The organism is Stenotrophomonas sp. AB1(2024) (assembly GCF_037482345.1).
In the GTDB taxonomy this organism is placed as follows: domain Bacteria; phylum Pseudomonadota; class Gammaproteobacteria; order Xanthomonadales; family Xanthomonadaceae; genus Stenotrophomonas.
Genome location: NZ_JBBHKO020000001.1, coordinates 2,220,541 through 2,233,943 on the forward strand (window position 1 = coordinate 2,220,541; position 13,403 = coordinate 2,233,943).

At 67.7% G+C, this 13,403-nt stretch carries 10 protein-coding genes; 6 read left to right on the forward strand and 4 right to left on the reverse strand.

Annotated elements, in window-relative coordinates; genetic code table 11:
• Positions 1-261 precede the first annotated feature (261 nt).
• Both WIX41_RS10160 and WIX41_RS10165 read left to right on the forward strand, forming a co-directional pair.
• Positions 262-1,305 carry a GGDEF domain-containing protein gene (locus WIX41_RS10160; RefSeq protein ID WP_409187360.1) on the forward strand — a complete coding sequence of 348 codons (1,044 nt, stop codon included), beginning with the start codon at positions 262-264 and terminating at the stop codon, positions 1,303-1,305.
• 12 nt (positions 1,306-1,317) lie between these two features.
• Entirely contained in the window at positions 1,318-3,798 is a 2,481-nt protein-coding gene (locus WIX41_RS10165; RefSeq protein ID WP_339447185.1) for a putative peptide modification system cyclase, read from the forward strand.
• A gap of 24 nt (positions 3,799-3,822) precedes the next feature.
• On the opposite strand, the gene WIX41_RS10170 is transcribed toward WIX41_RS10165, so the two are convergent.
• Positions 3,823-4,125, reverse strand: coding sequence for an NHLP-related RiPP peptide (locus WIX41_RS10170; RefSeq protein WP_339447187.1), 303 nt, complete (start codon positions 4,123-4,125; stop codon positions 3,823-3,825).
• A 183-nt stretch (positions 4,126-4,308) separates the two neighbouring features.
• Between WIX41_RS10170 and WIX41_RS10175 the strand changes: the two genes are divergently transcribed.
• Entirely contained in the window at positions 4,309-5,469 is a 1,161-nt protein-coding gene (locus WIX41_RS10175) for a putative peptide maturation dehydrogenase (RefSeq protein ID WP_339447189.1), read from the forward strand.
• A gap of 24 nt (positions 5,470-5,493) precedes the next feature.
• On the opposite strand, the gene WIX41_RS10180 is transcribed toward WIX41_RS10175, so the two are convergent.
• From WIX41_RS10180 to WIX41_RS10190, 3 genes are read right to left on the reverse strand one after another with little or no spacing between them, the layout of a single operon-like run.
• Complete coding sequence (locus tag WIX41_RS10180) at positions 5,494-7,476, reverse strand: acetyl/propionyl/methylcrotonyl-CoA carboxylase subunit alpha (protein ID WP_339447191.1); 1,983 nt, start codon at positions 7,474-7,476, stop codon at positions 5,494-5,496.
• A gap of 32 nt (positions 7,477-7,508) precedes the next feature.
• Positions 7,509-9,119 (reverse strand): carboxyl transferase domain-containing protein, encoded by a 1,611-nt coding sequence (locus tag WIX41_RS10185; RefSeq protein WP_339447193.1) that lies wholly within the window; start codon positions 9,117-9,119, stop codon positions 7,509-7,511.
• Between the two features lie 10 nt (positions 9,120-9,129).
• Positions 9,130-10,293 carry an isovaleryl-CoA dehydrogenase gene (locus WIX41_RS10190; protein WP_339447195.1) on the reverse strand — a complete coding sequence of 388 codons (1,164 nt, stop codon included), beginning with the start codon at positions 10,291-10,293 and terminating at the stop codon, positions 9,130-9,132.
• A 102-nt stretch (positions 10,294-10,395) separates the two neighbouring features.
• On the opposite strand from WIX41_RS10190, the gene WIX41_RS10195 reads away from it, so the two are divergent.
• The 3 genes from WIX41_RS10195 to WIX41_RS10205 all read left to right on the forward strand — a co-directional run bounded on the left by WIX41_RS10195 (position 10,396) and on the right by WIX41_RS10205 (position 13,321).
• On the forward strand, positions 10,396-11,001 hold the full coding sequence (locus WIX41_RS10195; protein WP_214903950.1) for a TetR/AcrR family transcriptional regulator: 606 nt from the start codon (positions 10,396-10,398) through the stop codon (positions 10,999-11,001).
• Positions 11,002-11,136: 135 nt separating this feature from the next.
• Positions 11,137-11,655: a c-type cytochrome gene (locus WIX41_RS10200; RefSeq protein WP_409187361.1), complete on the forward strand. Its 519-nt coding sequence runs from the start codon at positions 11,137-11,139 to the stop codon at positions 11,653-11,655.
• Positions 11,656-11,881: 226 nt separating this feature from the next.
• A complete protein-coding gene (locus WIX41_RS10205; RefSeq protein ID WP_339447201.1) occupies positions 11,882-13,321 on the forward strand; it encodes an ExeM/NucH family extracellular endonuclease in 1,440 nt (479 codons plus the stop codon).
• Positions 13,322-13,403 lie beyond the last annotated feature (82 nt).

Here is a 13,403-nt window from a genome sequence, read left to right on the forward strand (position 1 = left end):
GCCCCGTGAACCCACCGAACCAGACCGCCCCTGTAGGGGCGGCCCTTCTTTTATATGCCACTGCCAAGTGCTACGGTCCGCAAATGGCGCCGTGCGGTAGAGGATGGCCGGTTCAAGCCGGTTGCCGCGTTGGGAAGGACTGGGCCGGAGCGCCGGAGAATTCCGGGCACCGGGGCATGGAAAATGGGATGAAGCGCACACTTTTAAGGAGTGCTATCTTCATCCGCTCACCGGGGAACGCTGGGAAGCGGGTGTACGGGAATGACCGGCAAGCTTGCGACGAATATGTGTGAACGAGTGTCAGACATCGCGCAGACCGCGATGGCTGAGATCGTGCACGCGGTCCTGAGTGCCGGCGAATTCGCCCTGTTCGCCGAATTCGGCCAGCACCGCCCGCTGCGCGCAGGCGAGAACCTGTTCCTGCGCAACCAGGCCGGCAGCACCATGTACGTCATCGTCACCGGCGCCATCGAGCTGGATTTCGGCGAAGACCTGGTGGTCAAGACCCTGGGCCAGCATGAATTCTTCGGCGAACTGGGCCTGCTCATCGGCGACCACCCACGCAGCGCCGATGCCCGCGCCACCACCGATTCGCTGGTGCTGGAGCTGGACCACACCGATTTCCAGCGCCTGGTCGACCGCGACCCCGGCCTGGTGGCGTACTTCCTGCGCCGCACGATCATGCGCGTGGTGAGCAACGAACAGGTGCTGATCCGCCAGCTGCGCCGACGCAACCACGACCTCGAAACCGCGCTGGACAACCTCTACGTCACCACCCACCAGCTCACCCACACGCGCGAGCTGGTGCGTACCGACGAGTTGACCGGCCTGCACAACCGCCGCGGCCTGGCGCTGTACCTGCAGGAATGCCGCAGCCACGACAACGGCGCGCCGCAGGGCCTGCTGCTGATCGATTGCGATCACTTCAAGCAGGTCAATGACGAACACGGCCACCAGGCCGGTGACCGCGTCCTGCAGAGCGTGGCCAACATCCTGCGTTCGGTGGCAAATGAACAGGACCGCGCCTGTCGGCTGGGCGGCGATGAATTCTGCCTGCTGCTGCGGGCCGCCGACGTCGAGAGCCTGCAGCACGCCGCCGAATTCATCCTCGGTGCGGTGCAGGGCCTGATGGGCCGCGCCAACCTGCAGCCGCACGTCTGCCCGGTCAGCATCGGGGTCTGCCTGATCGACCCGGTCGGCGACTGGAGCGACTGGTACGCACGCGCCGACAACGCGCTGTACCAGGCCAAGCGGCTGGGCGGCAATCGACTACATTGGTCGCGTTCGGCAACCGCCGCGACCTGACGGAGTATCCGAATGAACGGCGACAACGGAACGTCGACCCAGCTCCCGCTGTTGCGGGCCCTGCTGTTCACCGATCTGTGCGACTCGCTGGTGCTGGTCGAGCGCATCGGCGATGCCGCCGCCGCCGACCTGTTCCAGCAGCACGACCGGCTGGTGCTCGCCCTTCAGCAGCTATGGAACGGACAGCAGATCGACCGCTCCGACGGCCTGTTCCTGCTGTTCGACCGGACCATCGATGGGCTTGGCTTCGCCCTCGACTACCAGCGCGAACTGCACCTGCTGGGCAAGCGCCGCAACATTCCGTTGCGCGCCCGGGCCGGCCTGCACGTGGGCGAGGTCCTGATCTGGGACAACAGCCCGGAGGCGATCCAGGCCGGCGCCAAGCCGGTGGAAGTGGAAGGTCTGGCCAAGCCGATGGCTGCCCGCCTGATGGGGCTGGCGCGCCCCGGCCAGATCCTGCTCTCCGCCGTGGCCGAATCGCTGACCCGACGTGCCAGCAGCGAACTGGGCGAGCGTGCCGCGCAGTTGCAGTGGCGCGCGCACGGCCAGTGGTTGTTCAAAGGTATTCCCACCGCGCAGGAGGTGTTCGAGGTCGGCGAACCGGGCTTCGCGCCGCTGCGCATGCCCAAGGCCCATCTCAAGGCGCAGCGCAAGCTGCCGATCTGGCGCCGGCCGGCCGCTCTGGTGGCCGAGCTGAGCCTGCTGGCGGTGCTCGCCATCGGCGGCTGGATGCTGCTGCGTCCCGAACCGGCCATTGCCTTCGCCGAGCGTGACTGGGTAGTGTTGGCCGACGTCGACAATGCCAGTGGCGAGCCCTTGTTCGACGACGGCCTGCAGCGTGCCCTGCTGCTGGGCCTGGAGCAGTCGCGTTACGTCAACGTGCTGTCCGCCAGCAAGGTGATGGAATCGCGCGAACTGCTGCGGGTGCCGGCAGAGCATGCGTTGGATCGGGAGCTGGCGGGCGACGTGGCGTCGCGTGAGGGCGCACGGATGGTGCTGGCCCCCAGCATACGTCGCTCCAGGGGCCACTATGTAGTGGCCGTGGACCTGATGGATCCGGTTACCCGCGCGGTGGTGCGCACCTACCACGCCGACGCACCGTCCCCCGGGGATGTGGTGGCCGCCGTAGACGATGTGGTGGGTCGCCTGCGCGCTGGCCTCGGCGAAACCGTGGCCTCGGTGCAGCAGTCGGTGCCGTTGCCGCAGGCCACCACCGACAACCTGCAGGCCTTGAAGTCGTTCGCATTGGCCGAAAGTGCGATGGGCCGGGGCCGGTACACCGAGGCCGCCAAGCTCTACGAGGCGGCGCTGGATGCCGACCCGGACTTCGCGATGGCCCACATGGGCCTGACCAGGCTCTTGGTGCGGCTGGAACGGGGCGCCGAAGCCCTGCCGCATCTGCAACGTGCGCTGGCTCTCAATGACCGGCTGCCGCACCGCGAGCGCCTGTACCTCAAGGCCTGGAGCAGCGAGCTGCGCCCGGGTGCCTGGCCGCTGGAGGACTGGCGCGTGTTAGCCGAAGTCTATCCGGACTCGTTTGCGGGGCAGGCCAATACCGCCTGGCACCTGTTGCTGGACAACCGCTATGAAGAAGCGGAGCGCTACGCACGCGCTGCTTCGGTTCCGAAGGCGGCGCTGCGTGCCTATCCCATCGGGTATACAGGCCGGATCCAACTGGCGACCAACCGCTACGACGAGGCGTTGCGCAGCTTCCAGTTGTCCGAACAGCTCACCGGTCGCAACGTCAGCGATATGCGCGCGGACGTGCTGATCGCCCAACGCCGCTACAAGGACGCTCAGGCGTTGCTCGCGCAGCTTCCCAAGGGCAGCGATGAACTGCAGACCATCATGTATCAGCGCGCCCGCGTGCTGCTTGCGGCCGACCAGGACGACTGCATCGGCATGACCGATGCGCTGGCCAGCGAAGACGCGCCGAACGAATCGGTCGATTACCGCACGCATGTGCTGCTGATGCGCGCGGTGGTGGACACCGCCTGCGAGCGGCGGAGCCAGGCTGCGCTGGATGCCGCGTCCGAACAGCTGCTTCCGCTGCTGAAGGACCGTGCCAACCCGAACTTGTCAGAGCGGCTGCTGCGCATGCTGTCGCTTGCGTATCTCGCTCAGCGCCAGGGCGACACTGCGCGCGCCGATGCGCTGCTGCGCAACCATGCAGCCCTGATAGCCGCGCAGAAGAGCCCGGTGATAGGCAAGTGGTACGCGATTGTGCTGGCCATGCAGCAGCTGGGTCGTAACCAACCGGTGCAGGCCGAGGCACTGCTGCGGCCGATCCTGGACGGTACCGAACCGGTGCAGGCCCGGGTGGTGCTGCGGGAGGTGCAGCGCAGGCTGGGCAATGCCGAGACGTTCCATGCGCAGAACGAATGGCTGTATGCCCATCGAGGGCGCGCGATTGGCGAAGTCGCTCCGATGCAGCTGATGCAGGCGCTGAACGTCCACGACATGCTGGCTGACGCCAGCCTGCGTTCCAACTAGGTTGGGCGCAGGCTGGCGGCGTCGTTATTCGAGCGAGTCTGCGGCCTTGCCCGCCTCGAAGCAGTGGGGTACCTGCATCGACTGGTGGGATGTGCTCAGGTACTTCTCCAACTGGGCCTGTACTGCGCGCAGTTCTTCCACGCTGGCCAGCTGCTGGATATCGCAGCACAGTGGCTGGACGTCCGTGCTCAACCCCAGCTCGGTCAGCGCCTGGCGTGCATCCTTCTGGAACAGCTCACGGAAGGCCGGGTCGTCAATCAGCCTGCCTACCAGCCGCGCTGCGACTTCAGGGGAAATCTTGTTCGTTTCCGGTTTGTCGTTGCTCATTGCGGTCTATCCAGTGGGTGAAGTGAGGGTTATCGGCCGGACCGGGCGGGAATGTAGCGTCCCGCATGGCAGGCCAACGCGCGGTGCGAAGCAGCACGCAGATTACGCCGTTGACCGGCCACACATGACGACGCATTCCGTGCCCCGGCTAGAATGTCCAGGTCCTTCCACGGCCGGCCCCGAATGAAACTGCGTCGTTGCACAACTATCATGTTCGAGCCGCGGGAAGATGTCAGCATCGACTTCAACGCCATGCTCGCCGGGCGTACGGAGCTTTCCACGGCCACCACGTGGTTCGCCCTGGCCGCGCACCTGGAGCAGGCCGTGCCGGTGAGTGCCGAACAGCGGGAATTATTGGGTTCCCTAAGCTCCCGTCAATGGACCGACGCCAGCGACCTCGGCAGCCACCCGCGTGACTGGCGGCCCTTGCTGGAGGCCGGACTGCTGATATCGGATGACGACGCGTACGCCGCGCATCGCCACAGCGACGAGGGAATGCGCGACGGCCACTGGTGGCCGTTGGCAGCGCTGGCCCATCGCCATGCCCGCTGGAGCGGCGTGAACAGCGCCGCGCAGATGCGCGACAGCAACATGGTCACCGCCAGGGATCTGCGCCGGCAGCTCGGCGCGCCGCCGCCCGCTGTGCAGGTGCACCCCGGAACGTATCAACCGCTCCCCGCCGTGGACGCCACCGACTACGACCGGTTGCTGGAACGCCGCACGACCTGCCGCAACTTCGATGCAGCACGCAGCATCGGTTACGGGCAGCTGGCGCAGCTCCTGCAGCGCACGGTGAAGGCCCAGGCGGTGGTGCAGGTGGAAGCCGATACCGCGTTTCTCAAGAAGAACGTGCCGTCCGGCGGTGGGCTGCATCCCACCGAGACGTATCTGCTGGTGCAGCGCGTGGACGGATTGGCGCCGGGTCTGTACCACTACCACCCCGTGGAGCATGCACTGGTGGCACTGCCCCGCCAGTGCGACCGTCCGCTGCAGGACGTGGCCGAGGCCATGCTGTCCGGCCAGGATTGGTTCGCCAACGCGGCTGCCCATCTGGTGCTGGTACCGCGCTACGCGCGTACCTACTGGAAGTACCGCAATCATGCCAAGGCCTACCGTGCGCTGCTGCTCGATGTCGGCCACATTTCCCAGGCGCTCTACATGGCGGCGACCGAGCAGGGATTGGCCGCGTTCGTTACTGCGGCCATCAACGACGTGGACACCGAGCAGGTCTTCGGGCTGGACAGCATCACCCAGGGGCCGGTGGCGGTGGTCGGGGTCGGCTGGCGCAGCGAAACGTTGACCACCACCGAGTTCGATCCAAACCAGGTGATCTGGCCGGCGTGACCAGCGGCCACGCCGGCCGATGTGTCACGCGACCTCGAAGTCCACCAGCACTGCGCCGTCGCCCACCTGGTCGCCGGCCTTGACCCGATACCCCTGCACCGTGCCATCGGCCGGCGCCTGCAGCGTGTGCTCCATCTTCATTGCCTCCAGCACCAGCAACGGCGTGCCGCGCACGACCCGGGTGCCCGGCGCCAGCAGGGTCGCCACGATCCGGCCCGGCATCGGCGCGACCAGGCTGCCGGCGTCGGCCACGCCCTGATCAGCCTCGCTGACCGGGTCATGCAGGGTGAAGCGCTGCACGCCGTTGCTGCCGAACAGATACAGCTCGCTGCCGTCGCGCACCACGCGGGCGCGGTGCAGGTTCTCTCCTACCTGCAACGCCAGCTGTTCGCCGGTCATCCGGCCCTGCGCCGATACCGCGGTGCCGTCCACCTCGATCGACCACACCTCGCCGTGCCCCTCAACCGCCACGACCTGCTGGTCGCCGCGATGCTCCAGCGTCAGCCGGCGCGCCGCGCGCTGGCCCAGCCGCCAGCCATCGCGGGCCTGCCACGGGGAGTGCGGGTCGCGCGCATCCACCGGGGCCGCTGCATCCGTCGCCACGGCAGCCACGGCAGCCACCGCCCACAGGGCAGCATCGGTTTCGCCTTGATGCGGTGCCAGCGCAGCCTGCTCGCGCTCGATCAACGCCGTATCCAGTTTCGCGTTGGCGAACGAATCGGTCATCACCAGCCGGCGCAGGAACGCGGCATTGGTGGTCACGCCCACCACTTCGCACTCGGCCAATGCCTGCTGCATGCGGCGCAGTGCGGCATCGCGGTCCACGTCCCAGACGATCAGCTTGGCAATCATCGGGTCGTAGAACGGAGTGATCGCATCGCCCTGTTCCACACCGGCATCCACGCGCACGTGCGCGCTGCCGGAAGGCAGCCGCAGGTGGCGCAGGGTGCCGGTGGAGGGCAGGAAGCCCTTGTCAGCATCTTCGGCGTACAGCCGTGCTTCCAGCGCATGGCCGTTGATCCGCAGCTGTTCCTGCTGCAGCGGCAGCGGCGCACCGCTGGCCACGCGCAGCTGCCATTCCACCAGGTCGGTGCCGGTGATGCACTCGGTGACCGGGTGTTCCACCTGCAGGCGGGTGTTCATTTCCATGAAATAGAAATCGCCATCGGGGCCGGCGATGAACTCCACCGTGCCGGCGCCCACGTAGTTCACCGCGCGCGCGGCATCCACCGCCGCCTTGCCCATCGCGGCGCGGCGTTCGGCGGTCATCCCCGGTGCCGGCGCTTCTTCCAGCACTTTCTGGTGGCGGCGCTGCACCGAGCAGTCGCGCTCGAACAGGTACACCACGTTGCCGTGGCTGTCGCCGAACACCTGGATCTCGATGTGGCGCGGGCGCTCCACGTACTTTTCCACCAGCACGTGCGCGTTGCCGAACGCAGACTGCGCCTCGCGCTGGCAGCTGGCCAGCGCCTCGACGAAGGCGGCGTTGTCCTCCACCTTGCGCATGCCCTTGCCACCGCCACCGGCGCTGGCCTTGATCAGCACCGGGTAGCCGATGGCATCGGCCTGCCCGCGCAGGAACGCAGGATCCTGCACATCGCCGTGATAACCGGGGGTGAGCGGCACGCCGGCCTGCTGCATCAGCGCCTTGGCCGCGCTCTTGTCGCCCATCGCGCGGATTGCCGCAGCAGACGGGCCGATGAACACGATGCCGGCCTCGGCGCAGGCCTGGGCGAAGTCCGCATTTTCGGAGAGGAAGCCGTAGCCGGGATGGATCGCCTGCGCACCGGTGCGGCGCGCCGCGTCGAGAATGGCGTCAGCACGCAGGTAGCTTTCGCGCGCCGGGGCCGGGCCGATGGCCACGGCTTCATCGGCCAGTCGCACATGCCGCGCGTTGCGGTCGGCGTCGGAATATACCGCCACCGTGGCAATGCCCAGGCGCTGGCAGGTAGCGATGACACGGCAGGCGATTTCGCCACGGTTGGCGATCAGGATCTTGGTGAACATGGAAGTCTCGTTGCGCATGCCAATGGGCCGGATCACATCCGGAACACGCCGAAGTCGGTCTTGCGGGCCGGGGCGTTGAGGCTGGCCGACAGCGCCAGGCCCAGCACCCGGCGGGTATCGGCCGGATCGATCACGCCGTCGTCCCACAGCCGCGCGCTGGCGTAGTAGGGATGGCCCTGCTGCTCGAACTGGTCGCGGATGGGCGTCTTGAACGTGTCTTCGTCCTGCGCCGACCACTGCCCGCCCTTGGCTTCAATGCCATCGCGCTTGACCGTGGCCAGCACGCTGGCGGCCTGCTCGCCGCCCATCACGCCGATGCGCGCGTTCGGCCACATCCACAGGAAGTTGGGCGAATAGGCGCGGCCGCACATGCCGTAGTTGCCGGCACCAAATGAACCGCCAATCACCACGGTGAACTTGGGCACCTTCGCGCACGCCACCGCCATCACCAGCTTGGCCCCGTCCTTGGCGATGCCGCCGTGTTCGTACTTGCGGCCGACCATGAAGCCGGTGATGTTCTGCAGGAACACCAGCGGAATACCGCGCTGGGTGCACAGTTCGATGAAGTGCGCGCCCTTGAGCGCCGACTCGGAGAACAGGATGCCGTTGTTGGCGATGATCCCCACCGGGTAGCCGTGCAGGTGCGCGAAGCCGGTCACCAGCGTATTGCCATAGCGCGGCTTGAACTCATCGAAGCGCGAATCGTCCACCACGCGCATGATCACTTCGCGTACGTCGTAGGGCTTGCGGGTATCGGCCGGGATCACTCCGTACAGCTCCTGCGCCGGGTAATGCGGCTCGACCGGTGCCTGCACCGCCAGCGCTGGCTCGGGCTTGCGCCAGTTGAGCTGGGCGATGATCGCACGCACGCGGGCCAGTGCCTGCAGGTCGTTGTCGGCCATGTGGTCGGCCACGCCGGAAATGCGCGTGTGCACGTCGGCACCGCCCAGTTCCTCGGCGGTGACCACTTCACCGGTAGCGGCCTTCACCAGCGGCGGGCCGCCCAGGAAGATGGTGCCTTGTTCGCGCACGATCACCGTTTCATCGCTCATCGCCGGCACGTATGCACCGCCGGCGGTGCACGACCCCATCACGCAGGCGATCTGCGGAATGCCCTGCGCCGACAGGTTGGCCTGGTTGTAGAAGATCCGGCCGAAATGGTCGCGGTCGGGGAACACCTCGTCCTGCAGCGGCAGGAACGCGCCACCCGAATCCACCAGGTAGATGCACGGCAGGCGGTTCTGTTCGGCCACTTCCTGCGCGCGCAGGTGCTTCTTCACCGTCATCGGGTAATAGGTGCCGCCCTTGACCGTGGCATCGTTGGCAACGATCACGCATTCCACCCCGGACACGCGGCCGATGCCGGCCACCACGCCGGCACTGGCGATGCTGTCGCCATACATGCCGTGCGCGGCCAGTGGGGCGATCTCCAGGAACGCGCTGCCCGGGTCGAGCAGTGCGTCAATGCGGTCGCGCACCAGCAGCTTGCCGCGCGCGGTGTGTTTCTGTCGCGCAGCTTCGGTGCCGCCCAGCGCGGTCTGCGCCAGGGTGGCGCGCAGGTCGTCCACCACCGCCTGCAATGCGGCGCGGTTGGCTTCGAAGGTCTCGCTGCCCGGTTGCAGCTGGGTGCTCAGTACAGTCATGGCAGGGCCCTTACTTGGTGCGCTGGAACAGTTCGCGGCCGATCAGCATGCGGCGGATTTCCGAGGTGCCCGCACCGATCTCATACAGCTTGGCATCACGCCACAAACGCCCGGTCGGGTATTCGTTGATATAGCCGTTGCCGCCCAGGATCTGGATCGCCTGCCCGGTCAGCCAGGTGGCCTTCTCGGCCGAGTACAGGATCGCACCGGCTGCGTCCTGGCGGGTGGTGCGGCCCTGGTCGCAGGCGCGCGCCACCGCATACACATAGGCGCGGCAGGCATTGAGGCCCACGTACATGTCGGCCAGCTTGGCCTGGATCAGCTGGAACGTGCCGATCGCCTCGCCGAACTGCTTGCGCTCATGCACGTAGGGCATCACCACATCCAGCGCGGCCGCCATCAGCCCGAGCGGGCCGCCGGAGAGCACCACGCGCTCGTAGTCCAGGCCGGACATCAGCACGTTCACGCCGCCGCCGACCACGCCGAGTACGTTCGCTTCGGGCACTTCGCAGTCCTCGAACACCAGCTCGCAGGTGTTGGAGCCGCGCATGCCCAGCTTGTCCAGCTTCTGCGCGGTGGAGAAGCCCTTCATGCCCTTTTCGACCAGGAAGGCGGTGATGCCCTTGGCGCCGGCATTCGGGTCGGTCTTGGCATACACCACCAGCACGTCGGCATCGGGGCCGTTGGTGATCCACATCTTGTTGCCGTTGAGCACGTAGTGGTCGCCGCGCTTGTCCGCGCGCAGCTTCATCGACACCACGTCCGAACCGGCGCCCGGTTCGCTCATCGCCAGCGCGCCGACTTTTTCGCCGCTGCACAGGCCGGGCAGGAAGCGTTGCTTCTGCTCCCCGGTGCCGTTCTTGCGCAGCTGGTTCACGCACAGGTTCGAATGCGCGCCGTAGGACAGGCCGATGCCGCCGGAGGCGCGCGAGATTTCCTCCATCGCCACCACGTGGGCCAGGTAGCCCATGCCGCTGCCGCCGTATTCTTCTTCCACGGTCAGGCCGAGCAGGCCCTGCTCGCCGAGCTTGCGCCACAGCGGGTGCGGGAACAGATTCTCCTCGTCGGCCCTGGCCGCCAGCGGCGCGATCTCGGCCGAGGCAAAATGGGCCACGCTCTGGCGGAGCATGTCGATCTCTTCGCCGAGGTCGAAGTTCATGGTGGGGACGTGCATGAGGCGGCTCCGCAACGGCTGGAAGGGGTCGAATGCTCCCAGCCTAGTCCTCCAGGAGGTAAAAGTGAACACAAATTCAAAAATTGAACATAGAATCAACAAATGGCCTACAAACGCTCAGCATTGATGGAAGAACGCCTGGCCGGAGCCCGGGAACGGATCCTGCTGGCCACCCGGCGCCTGGTGGCGGCCGGCGGCTACCGCAACGCCCCGGTGACCGCCGTGGCGGCCGAGGCGGGGGTGTCCACCGGCCTGATCTACCGGCACTTCCCGTCCAAGGCCGAGCTGTTCGTGGAGGTCCTGACCGACGCGGTCGAACACGAACTGCGCATCTTCGAGGCCATTGCGGCCGAACCGGTGCCCGCGCCCGAGCGCCTGCGCCGGGCGATCACCGCGTTCGTGCGCCGCGCACTGGCCGGCCCCGGGCTGGCCTATGCCTTCATCGCCGAACCGGTCGACCCGGAGGTGGAAGCCGAGCGCATCCGCTGCCGTCGTCTGTTCGGTGACGTGTTCCGCCGCATCGTCGCCGATGGCATCGAAGCAGGCAGTTTTCCCGCGCAGGACACCGACGTGGCCGCCGCCTGCATCGTCGGTGCGTTCACCGAAGCGCTCGTTGGGCCCACCGCGCCCAGCCGCGATGCGCACGGCGATCAGACCGCACTGGTCGAATCGATCTGCGTTTTCTGCCTGCGCGCGGCGGGCGCCTGAACGCCGCAGATGTTGCATTGCGGCAGTCAGCGGCTGCGCCTGACCTGGATGGTCGGCTTGCAGAGCGCCGCCGACGCTGGTCATACTCGGCCGACAAGCCGTGGTCCAACGACTACCAGCCAGGGGTATCAGAGAGTGCGGAATTACGACCTCGAGTTCCTGAAACGCTTTTCCATGGTCATTGCCCTTTTGATGGCCGTAACGCTCGGATTGATCCTGTTCGCCGCGTACCTGCACACCCGCATTCCCCCTGAAGTCTCGCCCCAGGCGGCCAAGCGCACCGAACTGCGCATTGCCCCGGCCGGTGCCGTTTATGCCGGCGCCACCGGTGCGGCCGACCAGGCTGCGGCCAAGGCGGCGGCACTGGCCAAGGCGGCATCACAGGTCGCCTACGGTGGCACCACCGACGGCAAGGTGATCTTCGACAACCTGTGCACCGCCTGCCACACCACCGGCGTCGGCCAGGCACCGACCCTGGACCACGCCCATTGGAACGAGCGCCTCGTCCAGGGCAAGGACACGCTCTACAAGCACGCCATCGAGGGCTACACCGGCCCGGACGGCGGGATCATGCCGCCCAAGGGCGGCAACCCCGGCCTGAGCGAAGAGCAGATCCACGCCACCGTGGATTGGATGCTGGCGAACCTGAAATAATCCGCGGGCAGCCACGCAGGGCGTGGCTCTACCGATACCTCGACATCGTAGAGCCACGCCCTGCGTGGCTGCGGGGGCTCACGCTACGCCCGGCGCTTGCCACGCAGGGCGTGGCACTACGGATCAGGGACCGCGCGATTTTGCCCGCTCAGGCCAACCACCCGCGCACCACGCCATCGCCACAATTCCGCATTACCCTGTGCACCCGTTTCCGGAATTGCCGTCGATGCGCCGTCGCTCCCTCGCTCTTGCCCTGTCGCTGCTGCTGCCCGCCACCGCGTTCGCCCAGGCCCAGCCACAGCCGCACCCGACCGCATCGACCCCGGCGACCTCCGCTCCCGTCACCCTCACCGCCGCCCCCGCCGACTGGCGCGCGCTGGACGGCCAGCACGTGCGCATCGCCGCCCCGCTGACCCTGGCCGGCACCGACGGCCTGGCCCGCTTCGGCGAACTCACCGTGGCCTTCGACGGCCGCCTCTGGCAGCCCAGTGAAGTGGCCGCCCCGGGCACCGACGCGCACACCAGGGTGGTCGCCGACAACCAGCGCCGCCGCCTGCTGCTCGATGACGGCAGCGACGCGCGCGATCCCGGCCCCGTCGCCTACCTGCCGGCCGGCGCCGACCTGCGCACCGGCACCGTCCTGCGCAACGTGGAAGGCATCGTGCGCGTGGATGCCAAGGGCACTCCGCGCCTGCAGGTGACCACGCCGCTGAAGCTGCCGGCGCTCGACCGCCCGGCCGCCCCGGTAGTGCCCGGTGCGCTCAAGGTGGCTGCCTTCAACCTGGAAAACTTCTTCAACGGCGACGGCCAGGGCGGCGGTTACCCGACCCTGCGCGGCGCCCGCACCCTGGCCGAACACCAGGCGCAGACCGCCAAGCTGGTGGCCACGGTGAACGCACTCGGCGCGGACGTGGCTGCGCTGATGGAACTGGAAAACGACGGCTACGGCCCGCAGTCGGCGGTCGCCGAATTCGTCCGCGCGCTCAATGCCGCGCAGGGCGGGCAGGGCGACTGGCGCTTCATCGACGCTGGCAAGGGCCCCGGCGAGAACCCGATCCGGGTCGGCATCATCTACCGCAACTCGCGGGTGACCCCGGTGGGTGCCCCCGCTGTGCTGGAAACCGGCCCGTTCGGCCCGCACAGCCGCGTGCCGCTGGCGCAGGCATTCCGTGCCGGCAAGGGCGCGCCGTTCGTGGTGGTGGCCAACCACTTCAAGTCCAAGGGCTGCTCGGACGCCGCCGGTGCCGATGCCGACCAGAACGACGGCCAGGCCTGCTGGAACGCCACCCGGGTTGAATCGGCACGCCTGCTCAACCAATGGCTGGGCACCGACCCGACCGGCGCCGGCACCACCGACGCGATCCTGCTGGGCGACTTCAACGCCTATGCGATGGAAGCGCCGATCCGCACCCTGCACGACGCCGGCTGGCGCGACGCCTTCGCCGTGGCCAAGGTCGAACGCCCCTACAGCTACGTGTACAGCGGCATGACCGGCCGCCTCGACCACGCACTGCTCAGCCCGGGCATGGCCAAGCGCCTGCGCGGCGCGGCCGAATGGCATATCAATGCCGACGAAGCCGACGACGTGGGATACCGCGACCGCAACGAAGCCGGCCCGTGGCGCAGTTCCGACCATGACCCGTTGATTCTGGGTTTCGACCGGTAACGATCAGCCGGGCAGAGCCCGGCTCTACCGCCATGGTGTGGTCCGCTCGTAGCGCCGGGCTCTGCCCGGCTGCTCCTGGCGC